At 68.0% G+C, this 24,215-nt stretch carries 21 protein-coding genes; 12 read left to right on the top strand and 9 right to left on the bottom strand.

The features are described from left to right. Positions 1 to 76 precede the first annotated feature (76 nt). The 8 genes from C5B99_RS13805 to C5B99_RS13840 form a co-directional block, all read right to left on the bottom strand. Entirely contained in the window at positions 77 to 1,399 is a 1,323-nt protein-coding gene (locus C5B99_RS13805; protein WP_104243040.1) for a thymidine phosphorylase, read from the bottom strand. Beyond that, positions 1,396 to 1,815, bottom strand: a complete 420-nt coding sequence (locus C5B99_RS13810; RefSeq protein WP_104243042.1) for a cytidine deaminase — start codon at positions 1,813 to 1,815, stop codon at positions 1,396 to 1,398. Before C5B99_RS13810 ends, C5B99_RS13805 begins: the two co-directional genes overlap by 4 nt. A 2-nt stretch (positions 1,816 to 1,817) precedes the next feature. Further along, a complete protein-coding gene (locus C5B99_RS13815; protein ID WP_104243044.1) occupies positions 1,818 to 3,128 on the bottom strand; it encodes an ABC transporter permease in 1,311 nt (436 codons plus the stop codon). Then, positions 3,125 to 4,429, bottom strand: coding sequence for an ABC transporter permease (locus C5B99_RS13820; protein ID WP_104243047.1), 1,305 nt, complete (start codon positions 4,427 to 4,429; stop codon positions 3,125 to 3,127). The genes C5B99_RS13815 and C5B99_RS13820 overlap by 4 nt, the downstream gene beginning before the upstream one ends. Beyond that, positions 4,426 to 5,925 (bottom strand): ABC transporter ATP-binding protein, encoded by a 1,500-nt coding sequence (locus tag C5B99_RS13825; protein ID WP_104243049.1) that lies wholly within the window; start codon positions 5,923 to 5,925, stop codon positions 4,426 to 4,428. The genes C5B99_RS13820 and C5B99_RS13825 overlap by 4 nt, the downstream gene beginning before the upstream one ends. Positions 5,926 to 6,110: 185 nt before the next feature. Further along, the gene (locus C5B99_RS13830; RefSeq protein ID WP_258063371.1) at positions 6,111 to 7,196 is read right to left on the bottom strand and encodes a BMP family protein; all 1,086 of its coding nucleotides are present in this window, start codon (positions 7,194 to 7,196) and stop codon (positions 6,111 to 6,113) included. Between the two features lie 240 nt (positions 7,197 to 7,436). Continuing rightward, positions 7,437 to 8,522, bottom strand: a complete 1,086-nt coding sequence (locus C5B99_RS13835; protein ID WP_104243053.1) for a BMP family protein — start codon at positions 8,520 to 8,522, stop codon at positions 7,437 to 7,439. Positions 8,523 to 8,613: 91 nt separating this feature from the next. Then, on the bottom strand, positions 8,614 to 9,726 hold the full coding sequence (locus tag C5B99_RS13840) for a mannose-1-phosphate guanylyltransferase (RefSeq protein ID WP_104243055.1): 1,113 nt from the start codon (positions 9,724 to 9,726) through the stop codon (positions 8,614 to 8,616). A 124-nt stretch (positions 9,727 to 9,850) separates the two neighbouring features. On the opposite strand from C5B99_RS13840, the gene C5B99_RS13845 reads away from it, so the two are divergent. The 10 genes from C5B99_RS13845 to C5B99_RS13890 all read left to right on the top strand — a co-directional run bounded on the left by C5B99_RS13845 (position 9,851) and on the right by C5B99_RS13890 (position 19,464). Next, on the top strand, positions 9,851 to 10,996 hold the full coding sequence (locus C5B99_RS13845) for a glycosyltransferase family 1 protein (protein ID WP_104243057.1): 1,146 nt from the start codon (positions 9,851 to 9,853) through the stop codon (positions 10,994 to 10,996). Between the two features lie 303 nt (positions 10,997 to 11,299). Then, a complete protein-coding gene (gene sdhC, locus C5B99_RS13850) occupies positions 11,300 to 11,632 on the top strand; it encodes a succinate dehydrogenase, cytochrome b556 subunit (protein ID WP_104252310.1) in 333 nt (110 codons plus the stop codon). Positions 11,633 to 11,644: 12 nt separating this feature from the next. Then, positions 11,645 to 12,088, top strand: coding sequence for a succinate dehydrogenase, hydrophobic membrane anchor protein (gene sdhD / locus C5B99_RS13855; protein WP_181058009.1), 444 nt, complete (start codon positions 11,645 to 11,647; stop codon positions 12,086 to 12,088). A 55-nt stretch (positions 12,089 to 12,143) separates the two neighbouring features. Further along, positions 12,144 to 13,946, top strand: a complete 1,803-nt coding sequence (gene sdhA / locus C5B99_RS13860; RefSeq protein ID WP_104243062.1) for a succinate dehydrogenase flavoprotein subunit — start codon at positions 12,144 to 12,146, stop codon at positions 13,944 to 13,946. A 15-nt stretch (positions 13,947 to 13,961) separates the two neighbouring features. Next, positions 13,962 to 14,723, top strand: a complete 762-nt coding sequence (locus C5B99_RS13865; protein WP_104243064.1) for a succinate dehydrogenase iron-sulfur subunit — start codon at positions 13,962 to 13,964, stop codon at positions 14,721 to 14,723. A gap of 122 nt (positions 14,724 to 14,845) precedes the next feature. After that, on the top strand, positions 14,846 to 15,907 hold the full coding sequence (locus C5B99_RS13870; protein ID WP_104243066.1) for a YihY/virulence factor BrkB family protein: 1,062 nt from the start codon (positions 14,846 to 14,848) through the stop codon (positions 15,905 to 15,907). A 178-nt stretch (positions 15,908 to 16,085) separates the two neighbouring features. Then, complete coding sequence (gene dhaK, locus C5B99_RS13875; protein ID WP_104243068.1) at positions 16,086 to 17,087, top strand: dihydroxyacetone kinase subunit DhaK; 1,002 nt, start codon at positions 16,086 to 16,088, stop codon at positions 17,085 to 17,087. Continuing rightward, a complete protein-coding gene (gene dhaL / locus C5B99_RS13880) occupies positions 17,084 to 17,722 on the top strand; it encodes a dihydroxyacetone kinase subunit DhaL (protein WP_104243383.1) in 639 nt (212 codons plus the stop codon). Before dhaK ends, dhaL begins: the two co-directional genes overlap by 4 nt. Positions 17,723 to 17,830: 108 nt before the next feature. Continuing rightward, the gene (locus C5B99_RS13885; protein WP_104243070.1) at positions 17,831 to 18,703 is read left to right on the top strand and encodes a class II fructose-bisphosphate aldolase; all 873 of its coding nucleotides are present in this window, start codon (positions 17,831 to 17,833) and stop codon (positions 18,701 to 18,703) included. Beyond that, positions 18,700 to 19,464 carry an HAD-IA family hydrolase gene (locus C5B99_RS13890; protein WP_104243072.1) on the top strand — a complete coding sequence of 255 codons (765 nt, stop codon included), beginning with the start codon at positions 18,700 to 18,702 and terminating at the stop codon, positions 19,462 to 19,464. The genes C5B99_RS13885 and C5B99_RS13890 overlap by 4 nt, the downstream gene beginning before the upstream one ends. 146 nt (positions 19,465 to 19,610) lie before the next feature. Here the strand turns inward: C5B99_RS13890 and C5B99_RS13895 are convergent, their stop codons facing one another. Beyond that, positions 19,611 to 20,363 (bottom strand): GntR family transcriptional regulator, encoded by a 753-nt coding sequence (locus tag C5B99_RS13895; RefSeq protein ID WP_219819519.1) that lies wholly within the window; start codon positions 20,361 to 20,363, stop codon positions 19,611 to 19,613. Positions 20,364 to 20,557: 194 nt separating this feature from the next. Between C5B99_RS13895 and C5B99_RS13900 the strand changes: the two genes are divergently transcribed. Together C5B99_RS13900 and C5B99_RS13905 are read left to right on the top strand one after the other, a co-directional pair. Further along, positions 20,558 to 22,726, top strand: a complete 2,169-nt coding sequence (locus C5B99_RS13900) for a thiamine pyrophosphate-dependent enzyme (RefSeq protein ID WP_104243077.1) — start codon at positions 20,558 to 20,560, stop codon at positions 22,724 to 22,726. A gap of 19 nt (positions 22,727 to 22,745) precedes the next feature. Further along, positions 22,746 to 24,134: a dihydrolipoamide acetyltransferase family protein gene (locus C5B99_RS13905; RefSeq protein ID WP_104243079.1), complete on the top strand. Its 1,389-nt coding sequence runs from the start codon at positions 22,746 to 22,748 to the stop codon at positions 24,132 to 24,134. Positions 24,135 to 24,215: the final 81 nt, after the last annotated feature.

Consider the following 24,215-nt stretch of genomic DNA (forward strand, 5'->3'; position numbering starts at 1 on the left):
CGGGCGGAGACAACCGGCGCGCGAGGCGGCGCGGCGGTGTGGAGAAGGTTTCCCTTCTCGACACCGCCTGCCTGCACTATTCGGCCCCGATGCGTCCTGCGATGAGCGGGCCGCCGGTGAGGACCTCCGACCCGGCGTCCCCGACCTCGTACGCGCCCTCGAGCGCCTCGAGCGCACGCGGGAAACGAGCGTCGTCCTCGGCAGAGAGCGTGAAGAGCACGTCGCCCTTCTTGACGGTGTCGCCCGGCTTCGCAACCAGGTCGATCCCGGCTGCGTGGATGACCGGATCCTGCTTGCGCGCGCGCCCAGCTCCGAGGCGCCACGCGGCGATGCCGAAGGGCAGCGCCTCCTGGCGGGTGAGCACGCCGTCGCGGTCTGCCCGCACCTCGTGCGTCTCGTTCGCCACAGGCAGCGCGCCGTCCGGGTCTCCGTCCTGCGCCGCGACCCAGCGCCGCCACACGTCCATCGCCGCGCCGTTCTTCAGCGCACCCTCGACGTCGGCGTCCGGCTGGCCCGCCAGACGGAGCATCTCGCGGGCGAGCTCGACCGTGAGCTCGACGACGTCGGCCGGCCCCCCACCAGCGAGCACCTCGACCGACTCGCGAACCTCGTTGGCGTTGCCGATCGCGAGCCCGAGCGGGACGTTCATGTTCGTGAGCAGCGCCGACGTGCGCACGCCGGCGTCTTCGCCGAGCGCCACCATGGTCTCGGCGAGCGCGCGGGAGCGCTCGATGTCGCCCATGAAGGATCCGGAGCCGAACTTCACGTCGAGCACGAGCGAGTCGGTGCCCTCCGCGATCTTCTTCGACATGATGCTCGACGCGATGAGCGGGATGCACTCGACCGTGCCGGTGATGTCGCGGAGCGCGTACAGCTTCTTGTCGGCTGGCGCCAGGCCGGCTCCAGCGGCGCAGATGACGCCGCCGATCTCCTTGAGGAGGCGGAACATCTCCTCGTTGCTGAGGTCGGCCCGCCAGCCGGGGATGGCCTCGAGCTTGTCGAGGGTTCCTCCCGTGTGGCCGAGCCCGCGGCCGGAGAGCTGCGGCACCGCGACACCGAAGGAGGCGACGAGCGGCATGAGCGGAAGCGTGATCTTGTCGCCGACGCCCCCGGTGGAGTGCTTGTCGACCGTGACCTTGCCGAGCCCGTCGAAGTTCATCCGCTCACCGGATGCGATCATCGCGAGGGTCATGTCGCGGATCTCGGTGCGCTCCATGCCGTTGAGGAAGATCGCCATCGCCATCGCGGCCATCTGCTCGTCGCCCACGAAGCCGTTCGCGTACCGCGATATGAGCCAGTCGATCTCCGGCGTCGACAGGGATCGCCCGTCGCGCTTCGCCTTGATGAGGTCGACGGCGTCGAACGCCTCGATTGCGGAGAGGGCGGGGGTGGAGCTCATGCGATCCCTTCGAGATCTCTGGGGCCGAACGCATCCGGCAGTACCTGGTCGATGGTGCGGATGCCCGAGACGGTGTCGAGGAGCATCCCTGGTGCTGAGAACTCGTACAGCAGCTGACGGCAGCGGCCGCACGGCATGATGATGTCGCCGGCGCCGTTGCAGCAGGAGAACGCGACGAGCTTGCCGCCGCCGCTCGCCTGGAGCGCCGACACGAGCCCGCACTCGGCGCACAGGCCGACTCCGTAGCTGGCGTTCTCGACGTTGCAGCCGACGACGATGCGTCCGTCGTCGACGAGCGCGGCGGCGCCGACCGAGTAGTTCGAGTACGGCGCGTAGGCCTTCGCCATGATGTCGCGTGCGGCCTGACGCAGGGCTTCCCAGTCGGGTGCGAGCGCTTCGGTGTCCGGTGCTGTCATCGCTATGCCTTCACGTAGGGTTTGCCCGCCGCGGCGGGTCCGCGCGACTGGCCGACGAATCCGGCCACGGCGAGGATCGTGACGATGTAGGGGATCATCGCCATGAACTCGGGTGGGATGTTCGCGCCGACCTGGCTCACGAGGGTCTTCAGGTTCGAGGCGAAGCCGAAGAGCAGCGCCGCGAGGGTGGCGTAGACGGGGTGCCAGCGCCCGAAGATCAGTGCGGCGAGGGCGATGTAGCCCTGGCCGCTTGTCATCTCCTGGCTGAACGAGCCGACGCTGCCGAGCGTGAAGAAGCTCCCGCCCGCGCCGGCGATGGCACCCGAGAGGAGGACGTTCCAGAACCGGGTCTTGTTGACCTTGATCCCGACCGTGTCGGCAGCCTTCGGGTGCTCGCCGACGGCGCGGAGGCGCAGGCCCCAGCGGGTCTTGAAGAGCGCGAAGGTGAGCGCCGGCACCGTGAGGAACATGAGGTACACGATGAAGGTGTTGTCGAAGAGCAGCGGCCCGATGACGGGGATGTCGCTCAGCAGTGGGATCGCGAAGCGCGGGTACTTCTCGTTCTGCGCGATCGTGTTGAGGAACCCGCTGTCGCGGGTCATGACGCCCGAGTAGAGGAAGTTCGTCAGGCCGATGACCAGCATGTTGATGACCACGCCGACGACCACCTGCTCGACGAGGTAGCGGATCGAGAAGACCGCGAGGATGAGCGAGACCAGCATGCCCGCGAGGATCGCGCCGAGGAGGCCGAGGAACGGGTTGCCCGTCATGGAGCCGATGAGCGCCGAGGTGAACGCGCCGGCGAGGAGCTGGCCCTCGATGGCGATGTTCACGACGCCGACGCGCTCCGAGACGAGTCCCGCCATGGATCCGAAGATCAGCGGGGTCGAGATGGCGAGCGTTCCGGTGAGGAGCCAGGTGAGCGGGACGTTGGCGTTGGCGCCGATGAAGACGATGAGCGCCCACACCCAGAGGATGCCGAAGACGACCATGACCCACATGGGCAGCTTCTCGCCCGCCGCTGTGCGGAGGAAGGCGACGACGGTGATTCCGGCGAGGATCACGCCGATGATGAGGTTCGTCATCATGGTCGGCAGGACCAGGGGGGCGAACTTGATGGGGACGCCATCCGAGTTCAGGTCGATCGTGCTCGAGGCGCCCGCAGGTGCGAGCAGCCCGAAGACGATGAGGACGAGCGCGCTGAAGAACGCGTACGCGATCGGCGCCTTCCAGCTGCGGGTCGAGCGGACCTCGGCCTTGGTGCTTGCCCCTACCGGGATCTGCTCCTCGGTGCTCGGCGTCACTGCGGTCATGCGTTCACCTCGTTCTTCTTGCCGTTGCTGCCCTTGTCGCTGCTGTCTTCCCGGCCCTCGCGCGACGCGCGGATGCGGTCGAGGAGGCGGATGCCGGACGGCCGCGGGAGGCGGAAGATCGCCCGGATGAGCGGCGGCGCTGCGATGAAGAGCACGATGAGGCCCTGGATGACGGCGACGATGTCGATGGGGATGCCCTCGACGACCTGCATGGGGAAGGAGCCCGCCTTGAGCGCTCCGAAGAGGAGGCCGGCGAGGATGATGCCGACCGGGTGGCCGGCACCGAGCAGCGCGACGGTGATGGCATCGAAGCCGATACCCGCGTGCACTCCGGGGTCGTAGCCCGCTGTCGCGCGACCGAGCACCTGCGTGGCACCGGCGAGGCCGATGAAGGCGCCGGCGATGGCCATCGTGAGGAAGGTGATGAAGGCGACGTTGATGCCGGCCGTTCGAGCGGCGCTCGGGTTGAGGCCGACCGCGCGCACCTTGAAGCCGACCGTGGTGCGCTCCATGATCCACCAGTAGACGAATGCGGCGGCGATGGCGAGGATGAAGCCCCAGTCGGCGGCACCGACGAGGTCAGGCAGCTGCGCGGACTCGACGATGGGCTTGGCCTTGGCGTTGCCGCCAGCACCCTCGGCCTGGAAGACCGGGGTCTTCAGCAGGTAGGTGATGCCCCAGAAGGCGATCCAGTTGAGCATGATCGTGACGATCACCTCGTGGGCGCCGGTCTGCGCCTTCAGCCAGCCGGCGATGCCGGCCCAGAGCGAGCCGCCGACGATGCCGGCGAACGCCGCCACGAGGACGTGCACGACGAACGGCAGCTGCAGGCTCGCGCCGATGAAGCCCGTGAAGAGCGCGGCGATGAGGATCTGGCCCTGACCACCGATGTTGAAGAGGCCGGCACGGAACGCGAACGCGACGCCGAGGCCCGCCGTGATGAGCGGGGTCGCCCACATGAGCGTGTTGGTCAGCGGCACGAAGCCGTTGCGGGGCGAGTAGATCGCGCCTTCCCACAGCGCGCGGAACGCACCGCCGATGACGCCGCCCGCCGCCGTGAAGAGGTCCATCGGCCGCGAGAAGAAGTAGCCGGTGGTCTCGAGCACGTCGTCGCTCGTGAAGACGACGAGGAGGGAGCCGATGAGCAGCGCCAGCACGATCGCGAGGATCGAGCGCAGCGGCCCTCCGCCGAGGATGTCGCGCCAGAGGCCGTGCCACGGCGACTGCTCGCTCGCGGCGGCCGGCACCTGGGTGCCGGGTGGCGGCGGGGTCTCCGCCGTCACGTTCTGCAGCTGGCTCATACCTCTACCCCCGCCATCATCTGGCCGAGCACGTCTCGCGACGTCTCCGGTCCAACGATTCCCATGCTCTTGCCCTGGTACATGACCATGATCCGATCTGCCAGCTGGACGACTTCGTCGAGCTCCGTCGACACGATGATGACCGGGATGCCCGAGTCGCGGACGCGCACGATCTGCTCGTGCACGAACTCGATCGATCCGACGTCGAGACCTCGGGTCGGCTGCGAGGCGATGAACATCCGCAGGTCGCGGCCGAGCTCGCGCGCGAGGACGACCTTCTGCTGGTTTCCGCCGGAGAGACGACCCACGGCCGTCTCGATGGACGGTGCCCGGACGTCGAAGTCCTTGACGTTCTTCTCCGCGAAGGCGGTGATCTCCCGCAGGTTGAGCGCGATGCCGTTCGAGAACGGCGGGCGGTCCGCCCGGTCGAGCACGAGGTTCTCCGCGATCGTGAAGTCGCCGACGATGCCGTCTTCGGTGCGGTCTTCCGGCACGAAGCCGAGTCCCGCATCCAGCGTCTTCTTGACCGACTGCCCGATGAGCTCGTTGCCGTCGAGGCTGATCGAGCCGAGCGCCTTCTTATGGAGGCCGAGGATGGCCTCCGTGAGCTCGGTCTGGCCGTTGCCCTGCACGCCGGCGATCACGAGGATCTCGCCCTCGCGCACCTCGAAGCTCAGCTCGTCGACCTGCTTGGCGCCGACTTCGTCGAAGACCGTCAGCTCGGAGACGACGAACGTCGTCTCGCCCAGCTTCGGGGCCTCCTTGTCGACGTCGAGGTCGACCGCTCGGCCCACCATCTTCGCCGCGAGCTCTTCGTTGGACTCGCTCGGGAGCGCCGTGCCGACGACCTTGCCTCGCCGGATGACCGTGATGCGGTCCGCCACCTTGCGGACCTCTCGCAGCTTGTGCGTGATGAAGACGATGGAGGTGCCGGCCTTGCGCAGCTGATCCATGATGACGATGAGCTCGTCGGTCTCCTGGGGCGTGAGCACGGCGGTGGGCTCGTCCAGGACCAGGATCTTCGCGTCGCGCGAGAGGGCCTTGATGATCTCGACGCGCTGCTGCGCGCCGACGGGCAGGTGCTCGACCAGCGCATCGGGGTCGATGTTGAAGCCGAACTGCGCCGACAGGTCGCGCACCTTCTGGCGCGCGCTGTCGATGTCGAGCACGCCGAGCCCACTGGCCGGCTCGTGCCCGAGCATGAGGTTCTCCGCCACGGTGAAGACGGGGATGAGCATGAAGTGCTGGTGGACCATTCCGATGCCGGCGGCCATGGCATCGCCAGGACCGGAGAAGTGCCGGACGTCGTCGTCCAGCAGGATCTCGCCCTCATCGGCCTGGTAGAGGCCGTAGAGCACGTTCATCAGGGTCGACTTGCCAGCACCGTTCTCGCCGAGGAGCGCATGGATCTCGCCCTCCTCGATCGTGAGGTTGATGTTGTCGTTGGCCGTGAAGGCACCAAATCGCTTGGTGATGCCTCGAAGCTCGAGTTTCATAGCGGTCCACTTCGCTGTGCAGTAGTGCGGAATACGGCCTGGTGGGCCGGTGATAAGCGAGCCGGTCGCGGTGGTGACCGCCGCCAGCTCGAGATGCATGCGTAGGCATGCTACGGGGCCGCCGCGAGTTTGCGCGACGGCCCCGCATCATGTTGTGCCCAGACGTCAATCTGGACAGCAGAGGATCAGACCTTGGGTGAGGAAGGCGACAGTTCCGGGTACTTGCCGTCGATGACTTCCTGCTTCAGGGTGTCGATCTCGTCGAGCGTGCCGGAGGGCAGCTCGGACTCGAAGGCGCCGAAGCCGGAGAGGCCGACGCCCTCGTTCTCGAGGACGCCCGTGTAGGTCGTGCCACCCTCGAAGGTGCCGTCGACGCTCTGGGAGATCGCGTCGAGAACCGTGACGTCGAGGCCCTTCATGATCGACACGAGGATGATGTCCGCGTACTGCTCGTCTGCGACCGCGAGGTCGGAGTCGACGCCGAGGATGACGGCGTCCTGGCCGCCTTCGCGGATCGCCTCAGCTGCACCCTGGTAGAGGGGGCCGCCGACGGGGAGGATGACGTCTGCACCCTGGCTGAGGAAGCCGGTGGAGATCTCCTTGGCGCGGGAGACGTTCGTGAAGTCGTCCACGAACGAGCCCTGCTGCGAGTCGACGTCCCAGCCGATGACCTTGACGTCCTTGCCCTTGACCTCGTTGAAGTGCTTGACGCCGTTGGCGAAGCCGTCCATGAAGATCGTGACGGTCGGGATGGCGGCGCCGCCGTAGGTGGCGACGGTGCCCGTCTTGGAGTACGCAGCCGAGGCGTAGCCCGCGAGGAACGCGGCCTGCGCCGTGTCGTAGTTGAGCTCGAGCACGTTCGGGATGCCGAGGCCCTCGACGTCGACGATCGCGAAGTCGACGTCTGGGTTCGCCTCGGCCGCTGCGGCCGTCGCGTCTGCTAGCTTGAAGCCGACGGGAACGATGATCTTGCAGCCCTGGTCGACCATGGTCGTCAGGTTTGCCGCGTAGTCGTCCGGTGTTGCCGACTCCGCCTCGAGCACGTTGACTCCGAGCTCGGACTCCGCGTTCTCGAGCCCCGTGTGCGCAAGCTGGTTGAAGGAGCGGTCGTCGAACCCGCCCTCGTCAGACACCATGCACGCGGTGAAGTCGGATGCGCCTTCAGCGGCCCCATCGCCTGCTTCTGGCGCGGGGGCACAACCGGCGAGCACGAGGGCTGCAACGCCCACCGTGCCAAGTGCAGCGAAACGCTGCTTCGAAGAGATAGCCACTCTCGATCCTCCTGAGTTGGATGTCCGTCGGGCCGCAGAACGCGAACACGACGAAGCTGGTGATTGCCCGAGCATAGCCGTAGCGCTGCGTCACAATTCGGCCGAAATCGGAATCGAAACCCGACCGTTGCACAGTTACGAGTGTGTTTCTCGGCGCGTCGCCCGGCGACGCTCACGGCACCGCATCGTCGCAGGCCGATCGGTCGGTGCGGACGTGTGGATGCCCGCTCCGGGGGTCCGTCAGTTCGCTCCCGTCGGCGATGACGGCGACTCGACGACGATCTCGCCGGAGATGATCTTGGCCTTGAGCGCCTCGACCTCCGCCTTCAGCTCGGCGGGGATCTTCGCATCCCAGTCGTGGAAGGACGAGAGCCCGACGCCGTCGTTCTCGAGCGTGCCGACGTTGTTGCCCGCCTCGAAGGTTCCCGCGATGTCGGAGCCGATGACGCCGAGGATGGCCGGCTCCATCCGCTTCTCTACCGTCGTGACCAGGAGCGGCCGGTACTCCTCGCCCAGAAGCTCGTACCCGTCGGAGTCGACCCAGATGATGCCGACATCGCCCGCGGCCAGTGCCGCCGCAGCAGCACCCTCGCCCGCCTGAGCCGCGACGGGCATGATGATGTCGGCCCCCTGCGAGATGAGCCCCTGCGCCGTGGTCTGCGCGGCGTTCGTGTTCGTGAAGTCGTCGGTGAAGGACCCCTGCTGCGACTCCGGGTCCCAGCCGACGACCCGCACCGAGGCGCCCTTCGTCGTGTTGTACTGCTCGACCCCCGCCGCGAAGCCGTCCATGAAGACCGTCACGGGCGGCTGGTTGCCGCCGCCGAACGTCCCGACGACCCCGGTCTTGCTGACCCCCGCCGCCAGGTAGCCGGCGAGGAACGCCGCCTGGGCCGTGTCGTGCACGATGGACGCGACGTTGGGACCATCCACGACCTCGTCGACGATCGAGTACGTGATGTCCGGGTTCGCCTCCGCGGAAGCGCGGGTCGCGTCGGCCAGCTCCCAGCCGACCGTGACGATGTAGTCGCAGCCCTCGCCGACCATGGTCTCGAGGTTCGTCTCGTAGTCAGCCTGCGACTGCGAGACCGTCTCGCGCATGTCGACGCCGTACTCCGCCTTGGCCGCCTCGAGCGACTCGAAGACGGCCTGGTTGAAGGAGCGGTCCTGGATGTTGCCGCTGTTCGCGACCATGCACGCCAGGTAGTCGCTTCCCGCAGCCGCTGCGCCCGTCGACCCCGGCGCCTCTGGCGGCGCCTGGCAGGCCGTGAGAGCGAGGGCAGCGACAGCGAGCGCGCCGACGGCGCCTGGAATACGAGAGCGTGACATGCCGGAAGAGTAGTGGGAGCCGGGTGCAGACCGCTACGCGCGTGCACGGATCGTTGTGACCGTGCACGCGCGCAGATGAGTGGAAGGCGGGCTAGAGGACTTCCGGCCGCTTCGACGCCTTGATCTCGGCGACGAGCTGCTTGACCTTCTGCGCGTTCGCCGCGGTCGTGACGAGCAGCGCATCCGGGGTGTCGACCACGACGATGTCCTTGATGCCGGCGATCGCGACGACGCGGTCGGTGTGGTTGACGATGAGGCCGGAGCCGTCGACGACCACGACGTTGCTCTCATCGCCGTGCACGGTCACGCCGTTCCCGTTGGTGCTCTTTCGGAGCCGGCTCACGGCCGCGAAGTCCCCCACGTCGTCCCACTGGAAGTAGCCGGGGATGACGGCCAGCTCGCCGCGGGCGGCCGCCGGCTCGGCGACGGTGTAGTCGATGGCGATCTTCTCGAGGTTCGGCCAGACGCGAGCGGTGACCTCCGCCTGCTGATCGGTGCCCCAGGCATCCGCGATCTCGTTGATGCCAGCGGCCAGTGGCGGGTTCGACTCGGCCAGCGCCTCCATGAGGCGGTCGACGCGGGCGAAGAACATGCCGGCGTTCCAGAGGTACTCGCCGGAGGCGAGGTAGCGGCGAGCTGTCGCCTCCTTGGGCTTCTCGACGAACGCGTCGACCTTCCGCGCACTCGGGGCGGCGGGGATCTTCAGCGGCTTGCCCGCTCGGATGTAGCCGAAGGCGGTGGACGGCTCGATGGGCTGGATGCCGATCGTGACGATGGCTCCGGCGTCGGCCGCCTCGACGGCTTCGCGCACCGCCGCTGCGAAGCGGTCGGTCGCACCGATGAGGTGGTCAGCGGCGAACGAGCCGATGATGGCGTCGGGCACACGCCGCTGCAGGATGGCCGCGGCGAGGCCGATGGCCGCCGTCGACTCGCGACCCTCGCTCTCGAGGACGATGTTCTCCTCGATGAGCTCTGGGAGCTGCGCGCGCACCTCCTTGGCGTGCGCCTCTCCCGTCACGACGAGGAGCCGGTCCTCCGCGCACAGCGGCGCGAGGCGGTCCCAGGTCGCCCGCAGGAGGGTCGAGCCGTTCCCGACGACGTCGTGGAGGAATTTCGGGGCTTCGGCCCGCGAGAGGGGCCACAGTCGGGAGCCGACGCCTCCCGCTGGAATCACGCCATAGAACCGATCGATCGCATCTGCCATGCGCAACACCCTAGGGGAACACTGTCACGCGCTGGTTTCGGCGGGACGAAGCTGTGGAGAAGTCGTCGTGCGGGCGTCGCCGCGAGTTCACCTCCGTGCCACTCCCAGCACCTACGTTCGCCCTATGCGCATCGCGGTCGTCACCGAGAGCTTCCTCCCCACCGTCAACGGCGTGACGAACAGCGTCTGCAAGGTGCTCGACCACCTCGCACTGCGCGGACACGAGGCCATCGTCGTCACTCCGGCAGCCGGCTCGCCGAAGGACTACAGGGGGTTCCGCGTCGTCGAGGTGCCTGCTCTCGACTACCGCCAGTTCCCCGTCGGACTCCCCTCCCCCAGGGTCGATCGGCTCCTCGCCGAGTTCGCGCCAGACGTCGTACACGCCGCGAGTCCACTCTTTCTGGGATCGCAGGCGATCGCAGCCGCGAAACGACGCGGCATACCGAGCGTGGCCGTCTTCCAGACCGACGTCGCCGGGTACACGAAGCGCAACAAGCTGAGCGCCATGGAGGGCTTCGCCTGGTGGTTCATCCGCTGGCTGCACAACAACGCAGACCTGACGCTGGCGCCGTCGAGCGCGGCGCTCGGCGACCTGCGGCGCGCCAAGATCACGAACGCCACCCGCTGGGGCCGAGGCGTCGACCTCGAGACCTACCATCCGCGCAACAAGCAGGAGCAGAGCGTGCGCAGCAGCCGCAAGCGCCTGGGCGCCGACTCGCGCACCATCATCGGCTACGTGGGCAGGCTCGCGCCCGAGAAGCAGGTCGAGCGCCTCGCCTCGCTCAGGGGGCTCGACGACGTGCAGCTGGTCGTCGTGGGCGATGGGCCGTCGGAGCCGAGCATCCGGAAGGCCCTCAAGGGGGTCCCGGTTCATTTCGCCGGGCGACTCGGCGGCCGAGACCTGGCCATGGCCTACGCGAGCTTCGACGTCTTCGTGCACACGGGGACGGAGGAGACCTTCGGGCAGACGATCCAGGAGGCCCACGCCAGTGGCCTGCCCGTCGTCGCCCCCTACGCGGGCGGGCCCATCGACCTCATCGAACACGGCGTCGACGGATTCCACTTCGACCCCGACCGAGCAGGCGACCTCGATCTGCGGGTCATGCTCGAGAAGCTCGTCGACGCTCCCGAGCTGCGTGCCAGGATGGGCGAGGCCGGCCGCCGCCGAGTGCTCTCGCGCTCGTGGGAGAGCGTCTGCGACGAGCTGCTCAGCCACTATGCCGACGTGTTGGCCGAGGCGCGGCGCCCCGTCACGCTGCCGCTCGCCTGAACGGCCCGGTCCATGCCTCGGCCTCACGCAGACAAGGCCGCCAAGGAAGGTTAACCTTGCCAGCCGGAAACGGCGGGAGGCGTAGTCTAGGCGGGTATCAACATGCCCAACGCAGTGTGGTTGGGAGCTGCCGCTCAGTCTTCACCTTCTCGGCGCAAGAGTCCTGAGCGGAAGAACGCAACGCGACAGAAGGGCAATCCCGTGTCAGCCGTACAGACACCAGCTCCGGCGGGCTCGACAGCCCCAAAGAACACAGCGAAGAAGCCGCGACGCGGCGGCACGCTGTACCGGGGGAACGAGGGCATGTGGTCCTGGGTCCTCCACCGCATCACCGGCGTCTCCATCTTCTTCTTCCTGATCGTGCACGTGCTCGACACGTCGCTCGTGCGCGTCAGTCCTGAGGCCTACAACGCGGCCATCCACACCTACCAGACGCCCATCATGGGCATCGGCGAGGTCGGACTCGTGGCAGCCATCTGCTACCACGCGTTCAACGGAATCCGCATCATCCTCATCGACTTCCTGCCCGGCGGCGCGAAGTACCAGAAGCTCATGTTCTGGATCGTCATCGGCCTCTGCGTCGTCACGATGATCGGCTTCACGCCCCGCCACCTCATCAACGTGTTCAGCCACTAGGAGGGAGCTGCCATGACTATCGAAACCATCGAGTACCCCCGTTCAGCAGCTGCCGCCAAGAACAGCACCAACTGGGAGCGCATCGGCTGGGCGTTCATGCGCGTGTCCGGTGTGCTGCTGGTCATCCTCATCTTCGGCCACCTCTTCACGAACCTCATGGTCGGCCAGGGCGTCGCCGCCATCGACTTCGCGTTCGTCGCCGGCAAGATGGCAGACCCCTTCTGGGTGGTCTGGGACACGCTCATGCTGGTCCTCGCGTTCATCCACGGCGCCAACGGCATGCGCACGATCATCAACGACTACGTGTCGAAGGCGAGCACGCGTCGCGCACTGCAGGTCACGCTGTTCCTCGTCACGACGGTGCTCATCGTCCTCGGCCTCCTCGTGATCTACACGTTCGACCCGTGCCCCGCGAACGGCGCAGCCGAGAACCTGCCGAGCTTCTGCCCGGCCTAGCCGACCCGCTCGGCCACACGACTTCCACCACCTCAGAAAGAAGAGCCACAGACATATGGCAGAGAAGCTCGCTCCGACGCGCACCGTCGACGGCGTCCACTACCACCAGCACGAGATCGTCATCGTGGGCGCCGGCGGCGCCGGGATGCGCGCGGCCATCGAGGCCGCGCAGGGCGCTGACACGGCTGTCGTCACGAAGCTCTACCCGACTCGCTCGCACACCGGTGCGGCGCAGGGCGGCATGGCGGCGGCTCTCGCGAACGTCGAGGACGACAACTGGGAGTGGCACACGTACGACACCGTCAAGGGCGGCGACTACATCGTCGACCAGGACTCTGCCGAGATCCTCGCGAAGGAGGCCATCGAGGCGGTCATCGACCTCGAGAACATGGGCCTGCCCTTCAACCGCACCCCGGAGGGCAAGATCGACCAGCGTCGCTTCGGCGGCCACACGCGCGACCACGGCAAGGCGCCGGTTCGCCGCGCCTGCTACGCGGCTGACCGCACGGGTCACATGATCCTCCAGACGCTCTACCAGAACTGCGTCAAGCACAACGTCAAGTTCTTCAACGAGTTCTACGCGCTCGACATCGTCATGACCGAGGTCGACGGCCAGGAGGTCCCCGCGGCCATCGTGGCACTCGAGCTCAAGACGGGCGAGCTGCACGTCTTCCAGGGCAAGGCCTTCATCTTCGCGACCGGCGGCTTCGGCAAGGTCTTCAAGACAACCTCGAACGCGCACACCCTCACGGGTGACGGCATGGGCATCGTCTGGCGCCGTGGCCTCCCGCTCGAGGACATGGAGTTCTACCAGTTCCACCCCACCGGCCTGGCCGGCCTCGGCATCCTCCTCACCGAGGGTGCGCGCGGCGAGGGCGCCATCCTCCGCAACGCCTCGGGCGAGCGCTTCATGGAGCGCTACGCGCCGACCATCAAGGACCTCGCGCCCCGCGACATCGTGGCTCGTTCCATGGTGCAGGAAGTGCTCGACGGCCGCGGCGCCGGCCCGCACAAGGACTACGTGTACCTCGACTGCACCCACCTCGGTGCCGAGGTGCTCGAGACGAAGCTGCCCGACATCACCGAGTTCGCGCGCACCTACCTCGGCGTCGACCCCGTCACCGAGCCGGTGCCCGTGTACCCGACCGCGCACTACGCGATGGGCGGCATCCCGACGAACAACGCCGGCGAGGTGCTCTCCGACAACGAGACCGTCATCCCCGGCCTCTACGCGGCCGGCGAGTGCGCCTGCGTCTCGGTGCACGGCTCGAACCGTCTCGGCACCAACTCGCTGCTCGACATCAACGTCTTCGGCAAGCGCAGCGGCCGCAACGCCGTCGAGTACGTCAAGACCGCCGAGTTCGCTCCCCTGCCCGACGACGCAGCGGCGTTCGTCAAGGGCATGGTCGACGACCTGCAGGCATCGACCGGCACCGAGTCGGTCGCCGGCCTGCGTCGTGAGCTCCAGGAGACGATGGACAAGAACGCCCAGGTCTTCCGCACCTCGGAGACGCTGACCGAGGCGACGAAGGTCATCCACTCCCTCCGCGAGCGGTACACCGAGATCTCGGTCTTCGACAAGGGCAAGCGCTACAACACGGAACTGCTCGAGGGCATCGAGCTCGGCTTCCTGCTCGACCTCGCCGAGGTGCTCGTGTACTGCGCCCTCAACCGCGAGGAGAGCCGCGGCGGCCACATGCGCGACGACTTCCCGAAGCGCGACGACGTCAACTGGATGCACCACACCATGGCGTACCTCACGGGCGACCGGAAGTCTCCCGACCCCGCAGACCACATCCGTCTCGACAAGAAGCCCGTGCGCGTGACGCGCTACGAGCCGACCGAGCGCAAGTACTAGGAAGGGCTTCACAGAATGACTGCTGCAACGACTGAAGCACCCGAGGCGCCCATCGAGGCTCCCAAGCCGTTCACGGTGACGCTCAACGTGCGCCGCTACAGCCCCGAGACGGACACCGAGCCGTACTGGGAGGCGTTCGATGTCGAGATGTACCCGACCGACCGCATCCTCGACGCCCTGCACCGCATCAAGTGGGACCAGGACGGCTCGCTCGCGTTCCGTCGCTCCTGTGCACACGGCATCTGCGGCTCCGATGCGATGCGCATCAACGGCCGCAACCGCCTCGCATGCAAGACGCTGGTCAAGGACCTCGACATCTCGAAGCCCATCTACGTCGAGGCCATCAAGGGGCTCCCCCTCGAGAAGGACCTCATCGTCGACATGGAGCCGTTCTTCGAGGCGTACCGCGAGGTGCAGCCCTTCCTGAAGGCTCAGGCCGAGCCGGAGAAGGGCAAGGAGCGCTTCCAGTCGATCGCCGACCGCGAGCGCTTCGACGACACCACCAAGTGCATCCTGTGCGCCGCGTGCACCACGTCGTGCCCCGTGTTCTGGACCGACGGCCAGTACTTCGGCCCGGCCGCCATCGTGAACGCGCACCGCTTCATCTTCGACTCCCGTGACGAGGACGCGAAGGTCCGCCTCGACATCCTCAACGACCGCGAGGGCGTCTGGCGCTGCCGCACGACCTTCAACTGCACCGAGGCCTGCCCGCGTGGCATCCAGGTGACGAAGGCGATCGCCGAGGTCAAGCAGGCAATGCTGAAGGGCCGCGTCTAGCCACGACGTCAGCACCAGCGAAAGGGAGCAGCCGTACTCGGCTGCTCCCTTTCTCGCGTGGAGGTGGTGGCCGAGCGCGCGCCCTCCCCGCCGAGGGCATCGCGCGCGCCTAGCCTGCCTCTATGACCACCCCCGGGGCAGCCCATGAGACCAGCGTCGTCAAGGAACGGACGGCTCCGGATGCGCGAGACCCCCGTAAGCCAGACGGGCTGAGGAACGTGGTCGGCCCGGCCTGGCGGTACATCCTCATGCGCGCCATCCGGGAGTTCCTCCGCGACCGCTGCACGGTCCTGGCCGCGGCGCTCACCTTCTTCATGCTGCTCGGTCTGTTCCCCGCGCTCCTGGCGCTGATGTCGGTCATCGGCCTGTTCGGGCTGACCGACACGGCGGTGTCCTTCATCGACGAGATGTCGACGCACCTCGCCGACCCGACGTTCGCGGAGACGCTGCGGAGCACGGTGCTGCAGCTGGGCGAGTCGCAGGGCGCAGGCACGGCGTTCATCGTCGGTCTGCTCGGCGCACTGTGGTCTGCGTCGGGCTACGTGAACTGCTTCTCGCACGCGATGAACACGGTGTACGAGATCGACGAGGGGCGGCCGTTCTGGAAGCTGCGCCCCACCATGATGCTGTGGACGATCGTGCTCCTGCTGCTCATGCTGGTGATCTTCGCCATCCTCGCCCTCTCGGGACCGGTGGCCTCGGCCATCGGCGGCATCATCGGTCTGGGCGACGCGTCGCTGACCGTATGGAGCTTCGCGAGGTGGCCGATCGTGCTGCTCGTGGTGATCGTGATGATCGCCGTCCTGTTCTACGGCACGCCGAACGTCAAGCTGCCGAAGTTCAAGTGGATGACGCTCGGCGCGTTCATCGCACTCTTCGTGACTGGCATCGCGAGCGCTGGCTTCTTCTTCTACGTGGCGAACTTCAGCAGCTACGAGCGCCTCTACGGCAGCGTTGCCGGTGTCATCGTCGGGCTCCTGTGGCTGTGGATCGTGAACCTCGCCCTGCTCTTCGGTGCGCAGTGCGATGCGGAGATCGAGCGTGTCCGGCAGCTGCGGGGCGGCATCGCGGCGGAGCAGAGCATCCAGCTGCCTCCGCGCGACACCAAGGCCAGCGCCAAGCGCCTGGAGCAGATCGAGAAGGACGTCGTTCGGGGGCGCGAGCTGAGGCATCGCGCAGAGTAGCCGACACCCTCCGGCGCACCGCGTGCGCGTACTTCCGGGCATGAGTTGGACATACTTGTATAGACATGTATGCTGAGCTCGTGATCCGGCGAGATCAACAACATGTACATACTTGAATATGCTTGTATGTACTTGTAGTCACGATCGAGCTGTACGCCACGATGCAAAGGAGCATTCGGTGAAGAAACTGATCAACACACCCGCGACCGTCCTCGACGAGTTCATGCGCGGGTTCGCGCGTGCCAACTCGTCGCTCGTCACGCTGCACACCGATCCCGTGCACTTCTCGAGGGCGGCGCCCGCCGCCTCCCCCAAGGTGGGCGTCATCTCGGGCGGCGGTTCCGGGCACGAGCCGCTCGGCGGAGGCTACGTCGGCGCCGGGATGCTCGACGCAGCCGCACCCGGAGCGTTCTTCAGCTCCCCCACCCCCGACCAGATCCTCGCGGCGACGAGCTCCGCCGATCAGGCCCGCGGCGTCGTCCACCTCGTCCTCAACTACACGGGTGACATCCTCAACTTCGAGGCCGCGGCAGAGCTCGCCGACCTCGAGGGCATCGAGGTCGAGACGGTCGTGCTCGACGATGACGTCGCGGTCGAGGACTCGACCTACACGGCAGGGCGCCGCGGCGTCGCTGGCACGATCGTCACGATGAAGCTGGCCGGTGCCGCAGCCGAACGCGGTGACGACCTCGCCGATGTGGTCCGCATCGCCAAGAAGGCCAACACGAACATGGGCACGATGGGCCTCGCGCTCGAAGCGTGCACCGTCCCCACCGTCGGCAGGCCTTCGTTCGATCTCGGGCCCAACGAGATCGAGATCGGCATCGGCGTGCACGGTGAGCCCGGGGTTCGACGCGGCGAGATGACGACGGCCGACGAGATCACCGACATCCTCCTCGAGCGTGTGATCGGCGACCTCGAGATCACCTCGGGAGACCGGGTCCTGCTGTTCGTGAACGGCCTCGGCGGGACCCCCCTCTCAGAGCAGTTCATCCTCTTCAACCACGCCGCCGATGTCCTCGACGACCTTGGGGTGACCATCGAGCGCAGCCTGGTGGGCAACTACTTCACCTCGCTCGAGATGAAGGGCGCCTCCATCACCCTCCTGCGCCTCGACGACGAACTCACCGAGCTGTTCGATGCCCCCGTCCACACGAGCGGATGGCGGGCGGGCGCATGACCGACGAACTCGACACCGGCTGGGCGATCGCCTGGGTGCAGGCAGCGGCCGCCGACGTCCTGACGGCACGCACGGAGCTCATCGAGCTCGACAGGGCCATCGGCGACGGCGACCACGGCGAGAATCTGAGTCGGGGTCTCGCAGCCGCGGCGACAGCCGTCGGGGAAGGCACCCCCATCAGCGTCAAGGAGGTGTTCGCCGTCACCGCCAAGACGCTCATGTCGACGGTCGGCGGCGCATCCGGCCCCCTGTACGGCTCGGTCTTCATCGGAGCGGCGAAGTGCTCGACGCTCCCACTCGACGGCGCCGGGGTCGCGACGATGCTCGAGAGCGCGCTCGAGAGCCTCATGAAACGCGGCAAGGCGCACGCCGGCGAGAAGACGATGGTCGACGCCTGGACCCCGGCGGTCGAGGCGGCGAAGGCGGCCGCCGCCGCAGGTGCGGGCCCGGCGGAGACGCTGGCGGCCGCCGCGGAGGCAGCCGCAGCAGGCGCGGTCGCCACGGAGCCGCTCATCGCGACGAAGGGGCGTGCCAGCTACCTGGGCGAGCGCTCGCGAGGGCACCGAGACCCCGGCGCCCAGTCCACGGCGATCATCCTCGCGACCGCCGCCAGCACGGCGGCATCCAGGAGCTGACGAGTGACGGACCAACGCAGGCCCCTCACCCGTGACCTTCCGCATCCACCCGCTCCACGACCGAACCCAGCGGCTTCACGCGCCGACCCAACCACGTAGGAGAACACCATGACCTTCGCAAGCACGCGGCGGCTCGCTGCCGCCGCCCGGGCTGGCGGGTATGCGATCCCCGCCGTCAACATCGTCGACCAGCTGTCGCTGCAGGCCACCGTCGCCGCGGCGCAGGCCGCGAACTCGCCGATCATCCTGCAGACGTCCGTCAAGACCCTCAAGGTCGTCGGCGCCGCGCAGCTCGCCGCCGCCGCGCGCATCGCCGCTGATGCCGTCGACGTGCCGGTCGCACTGCACCTCGACCACTGCCCCGACCGTGCCGTCATCACCGAGGCGATCGCGCAGGGCTGGAGCTCCGTGCTCTTCGACGCCTCCGACCGGGGTCTCGACCAGGCGTGGGCAGAGACCCGCGAGGTCGTCCAGGAGGCGCACGCAGCAGGAGTCGACGTCGAGTCGGAGATCGAGAACATCGTCGGCGTGGAAGACGGCGTCGGCTCGGACGAGGCCACGCACGCCTACTCGGTCGACACCCTGCTCGAGGTGGCGAACGACACGGGCACGGACCTGTTGGCCCCGCAGCTGGGCACGGCGCACGGCCTCTACACCGCGAACCCGACGCTGCTCTTCGACCGGGCGGCCGAGTTCTCGAGCCGCACCGATATCCCGATCGTCCTGCACGGCGGCACCGGCCTCTCGGCAGAGGACTTCGCGCGCTTCATCGCCTCCGGCACCTCGAAGATCAACATCTCCACGGCGCTCAAGCTCGCCTACCTGCACTCGGCGCACCGCCACCTCGTCGCCGCAGAGGCAAGCGGGAAATGGGAGCCGGTGAAGCTCTTCGCGGAACAGGTCGAGGCAGTCACGGCGACCGTCACCGAGCACATCGACCTCTTCGGAAGCCGCGACACTGCGAACGGGGCAGCGGCATGACGCGCGCACTGATCCTCGACTGCGATGGAGTCCTGGCCGACACGGAGCTCGACGGTCACCTCGTCGCCTTCAACCGGGTCTTCGACGAGCTCGGGCTGGGCTTCCAGTGGAGCGCCGACGAGTACGGCGAGCTGCTGCGGGTGGGTGGGGGCAAGGAGCGCTTCAAGGCCTACCTGGGTGAGCATCCCGAGTTCGCCCCCGCTGATTCGGCCGAGCTGGACGCACTCGTCGCGGACGTGCACCAGCGGAAGTCGGCGGCGTACGTGGAGATCATGGGCTCAGGCAGGGTGCCTGGCCGCCCCGGCGTTCGCCGCCTCATCGCGGAGGCGCTGGACGCCGGCTGGGTCGTCGCCGTCGCGTCCACGTCGGCACTCGGCAGCGTGGAGGCCGTGCTCGACACCGTGATCGGTGCGGACCTGCGGTCCCGTCTTGCCGGAGTCTTCGCCGGCGACGTCGTGCCCGCAAAGAAGCCGGCCCCGGACATCTACCTCCTCACGCTCGACACGCTCGGGCTCGCGAAGGACGAGGCGGTCGTCATCGAGGACTCGTGGGGCGGCGCGCAGGCTGCCGCCGCTGCGGGCCTGGCGCACATCGTCACGGTCAGCCACTTCACGGCGGACGACGACTTCCCCGCCGCGACGAGCGTCGTCTCCCATCTCGGCGAGGCCGGCGCCCCGTCGACCACGCTGCGCGGCGCTGACCTCACTCGCGCTGATGGAACCATCACCGTCGCCTCGCTGGAGGCAGCGCTGGCGGCGTGATGCCGTGCGAGGTGCACGAGACCTGACTCTCCGACAGGCGGTGCCCGCAGAGACCCGCACGAAGAAGAACGGGCCCCGACCGAGGATGGATGCTCCTCCCCGGTCGGGGCCCGTTCGTGTCGCTCGCGGCTGCCGTATCCGCTGCGTCAGAGCGAGTAGGAGAACTCCAGCCGGACCTTGTCGCCGCGGAACAGGATGCGCGTGAATTCGAAGGGCGTGCCGTCGTCGTTCGAGATGCGCTGCTCAAGCAGGAGCACCGGGGTGCCGGTTCGCGCCTTGAGGGTCGTGAGTGTGGACTTCGACGGCACCGACGACTCGAGGGTCTCGATGACGTTCGCCATCCGCAGCTGGTGATTCTCCTCCAGCACCGTGCACAGCTGGCGGGTGACGAGGTCGGCTTCGAGCAGCTTGGGCGCGAGTCGCTCTGGCACGTATGACTCGTGGATGCTGATGGGCTCGTCTTCCGCGTAGCGGAGCCTGCGGACCATGAAGAGGCTCTCGGTCTCGCCGATGCCGAGGATCTGGCCGATGCGGCCTCCCCCAGCGATGCGCTCGAGCTCGAGCATCTCGGTGCGGGTCGCGAATCCCTGCTGCTCGAGCTGCTCGCGGATGCCCTGATACGACGGCGACTTCGTGCTGATCTTCTGGTGGGCGACGAACGTGCCCTTGCCGTGGACCCTGAACAGGAGCCCCTCGTCGACGAGCTTGGAGAGCACGTTGCGCGCCGTCATCCGGCTGATGCCGTAGATCTGGTTCAGCTCGTTCTCGGAGGGAATGCGCTGATCAGGCTTCCATTCTCCGCTCTGGATCTTCGAGCGCAGCACGTCAGCGAGCTGCACGTAGAGCGGGACTGCCGCATTTCTGTCGAGCGTCTCTCCGCTGAGTCCTTGATCGGCCACGGTTTCACCAACGTCCTTAGATGCATATACATGTCTAGCCATGTACAGTAGGCTCTGTTCATGGCTCGCCCGGCCAATCCTATGTGAAGCCAGGACCGTGCATGTACAGACAACTGGGAAGCGCAGTGCAGCGCTGTCGCCCAGACAGATGAGCTCCCCACCAGGGAGCTCACGAGCGGAGGATCACACACTCGATGTCTACCATCAAGAACCTCAAGCCGAACGTGAGTTGGGTCCAGCTGGAGACCACCCAGGAGGACTGGGACGACGCAGCCCCGGAGCTCCTGCAGAACTTCGCGGTGCAGCTGCACCTCGTGCGGGCCTTCGAGGAGGAAGTCCTCAACCTCGCCGGCCAGAAGCTCATCAACGGCCCCGCCCACTCCTCGATCGGCCAGGAAGGCGGCGCCGTCGGCTCCTGCGTCCCCCTCACCCCCGCCGACCAGGTCAACGGCTCGCACCGAGGCCACCACCAGTTCCTCGCCAAGGTCTTCGGGTACGTGCAGCCGACGGGCTTCTCCGTCGACGACGAGCTGAGCCCCGAAGTGGTCGACGTGCTCTACCGCAGCCTCGCGGAGATCGCCGGCCTCAAGGACGGCTACTGCAAGGGCCGCGGTGGCTCCATGCACCTGCAGTGGAAGGAAGCCGGCGCTATGGGCACGAACGCCATCGTCGGCGGCGCGGTGCCCTTCGCGACCGGCTTCGCGTGGGCCGACAAGCACGCCGGAACCGACGCGGCCGCCGTCACGTACTTCGGCGACGGCGCGGCGAACATCGGCTCAGTGCTGGAGGCGTTCAACCTCGCCGCCGCCTGGAAGCTGCCGACGCTCTTCTTCATCGAGAACAACCAGTACGCGGTCTCGACGACCGTCGAGGAAGCGACAGGCGAATCCAGACTCTCCGGCCGCGGCCAGGGGTTCGGCATCCGCAGCTGGCGCGTCGACGGACAGGACACGCTCGCCGTCTACCTCGCCACGCAGCAGGCCCTCGAGCACATGCGAGCAGGCGAGGGCCCCGCGATCATCGAAGCGGACACCTACCGGTACTTCCACCAGAACGGCCCATTCCCGGGCAGCGCGTTCGGCTACCGCTCGAAAGACGAGGAGCAGGGCTGGCGCGACCGCGACCCCATCGCGCTCGTCGAGGCGCACCTCGAGCGGCGGGGCATCGCGACGCGTGAACAGCTCGACAACCTGGCCGGCCGCATCAAGGAGGTCATGACCGAGGTGGGCTCGCGCATCGTCGAACCCGACGCCTCCGGGCGCCCGGGCAAGCTGCAGATCAAGCAGAGCCTGTGGCCGTCGACGGACTTCATCGACATCGGCATCCGCGGCGAGGCCCCGGAGTTCACGGGCGACGTCAAGGAGTGGGGCGACTTCGCCGATGACGAGCTCGAGAAGCGCAAGTTCGTCGACGTCGTCGCGGCCGTCATGGATCGCCGCATGGAGACGGACGACAGCGTCATCGTGCTCGGCGAGGACGTGCACAAGCTCAGCGGCGGTTCCCGCGGCGCTACGAAGGGGCTCGCGGAGAAGTACCCGGGCCGCGTGCTCGGCACCCCGATCAGCGAGGCCGCGTTCACTGGCCTCGGCGGGGGCATCGCGCTCGACGGCCGCTACTACCCCGTCATCGAGCTCATGTACGCCGACTTCCTCTGGGTGGCCGCAGACCAGCTCTTCAACCAGATCGGCAAGGCCCGCCACATGTTCGGCGGCGAGCACGACATGCCGCTCATCCTGCGCATCAAGATCGGCACGTCGACCGGATACGGCTCGCAGCACTCCATGGACCCGGCGGGCATCCTCGCCACTTCCGTCGGCTGGCGCATCATCGCCCCATCCACGGCCGTCGACTACGTCGGCCTCCTGAACACGGCCATGCGCACGAAGGACCCGGTCGCCGTGCTCGAGCACGACGCCGACCTGTACAAGACGGAGGGCCTCGCGCCGAAGGATCTCGACTACGAGCTCCCCCTCGGCAAGGCCGCTGTGCGGCGCGAGGGCTCCGGCGTGACGGTCATCTCGTACCTCTCGATGGTGAAGCGCGCGCTGGACGCCGTCGAGGAGTCCGGCGTCGACGGCGAGGTCATCGACCTCCGCTGGCTCGACCGCGCCAGCATCGACTGGGACACGCTCGAGGCCTCCATCAAGAAGACGAACCGCGTCGTCATCGTCGAGCAGGGCGCGCAGGGCACCTCCTACGGCGCTTGGCTCGCAGACGCCATCCAGCAGCGCCTCTTCGACTGGCTCGACGCCCCCGTCGCGCGAGTCCACGGCGGCGAGGCATCCCCGAGCATTTCCAAGGCGCTCGAAGAGGCCGCGAACGCCACGACGGCCGACATCGTCGCGGCCCTCAAAGCCTTCTGAGCGAGAGAGAGAACCTGACATGGCAACATTCCTCAGGATGCCCGGAGTCTCCGCCGACTCCGATGAGGCCGCACTCGAGAACTGGCTCGTCGCAGCCGGCGCCTCGGTCAAGAAGGGCGAAGCCGTCGCCGCCGTGGAGACGGAGAAGGCGGTCGTCGACATCGTCGCAGAGCTCGACGGCGTCGTGCACACGCTCCTCGCCGAGGTCGGCGACATGGTTCCCGTCGGGGACCCCATCGCGATCGTGCTCGCCGTCGGCGAAGACCCCTCGGCAGCCGCCGAGCTCGCCGCCCAGCTCAGCGGAACCCCGGCCAGCGCCGAGGTCGTGCCGAGCGCGCCGGCTGCAACCGCAGCGTCTGCGTCCGTCGCCGAAGACGAGGCCGCCCCCGTGAACCCGGAGCCGGTGTCGGCCGAGGCGGCGCAGGACGATGCCTCCACGGGCTCAACCGCCGACGCGTCGTGCGCCACCGGCTCGACCGGCAGGTCGTGCGACCCGGGGCCGAAGGGCGGTCGCATCTTCGCGAGCCCCCTCGCTCGTCGCCTCGCGAAGGAGTACGGGCTGTCGATCGAGGACCTCGACGGCACGGGGCCGAACGGGCGGATCGTGCGCGACGACGTCGAACGGGCACGCGCGTCCGCCGCCACCCCGGCCGCAGCCGCTCCCGCACTCCAGCCCGCTGCCGCACAGCCGGCACCCACCCCGGCTGCCGACGTCGACCTCCCGGAGGGAGGGGAGGCGACGCCGCACAGCAAGCTGCGCAGGCTCATCGCGAACCGCCTCCAGACCTCGAAGCGCGACGCCCCGCACTTCTACCTCGAGGCGACGCTGCGCGTCGACGAGCTGCTTGCCCTGCGCACACAGCTCAACGAGGCGAGCGAGGTCCGAATCTCCGTCAACGACCTCTTCGTGAAGGCCGCCGCCCTCGCACTCCGGGACGTGCCCGAGCTCAACGTGATCTGGACGCCGGACGCCGTGGTGTCCTTCGCGACCCAGGATGTGGCGGTCGCGGTGGCCAGCGAGCGCGGCCTCGTGACGCCCGTCATCGCGAACGCCGGGGCGCTCAGCATCGGGGCCCTCGCGGCGAAGGTGAAGGACGCGGTGGCGCGCGCCAACGAGGGCCGGCTCCAGCAGAGCGAGCTGCAGGGCGGCGCCATCTCGGTGACCAACCTCGGCATGTACGGCGTCGACGCGTTCTCGGCCATCATCAATCCGCCGCACTCCGCGATCCTCGCCGTGGGCGCGGCGCGCAAGGTGCCGGTTGTGCTCGACGACGACACGCTCGGAGTCGGCACCGTCGTCACCGTGACGCTGTCCGTCGACCACAGGCCCGTCGACGGCATCATCGCGGCCAGGTGGCTGGCCAGGCTCCGCGAGCTCATCGAGAAGCCGCTGGGTCTCCTCATCTAGCCCGGGGCTCCTTCCCCGGGCGAGGCCACACCCCGCCAGGGAACCGGCCGAACAGGAGGGGCGGACACCACGCGGTGTCCG

Origin of the sequence: Pseudoclavibacter sp. Z016 (genome assembly GCF_002931215.1) — a bacterium.
In the GTDB taxonomy this organism is placed as follows: Bacteria; Actinomycetota; Actinomycetes; order Actinomycetales; family Microbacteriaceae; genus Pseudoclavibacter.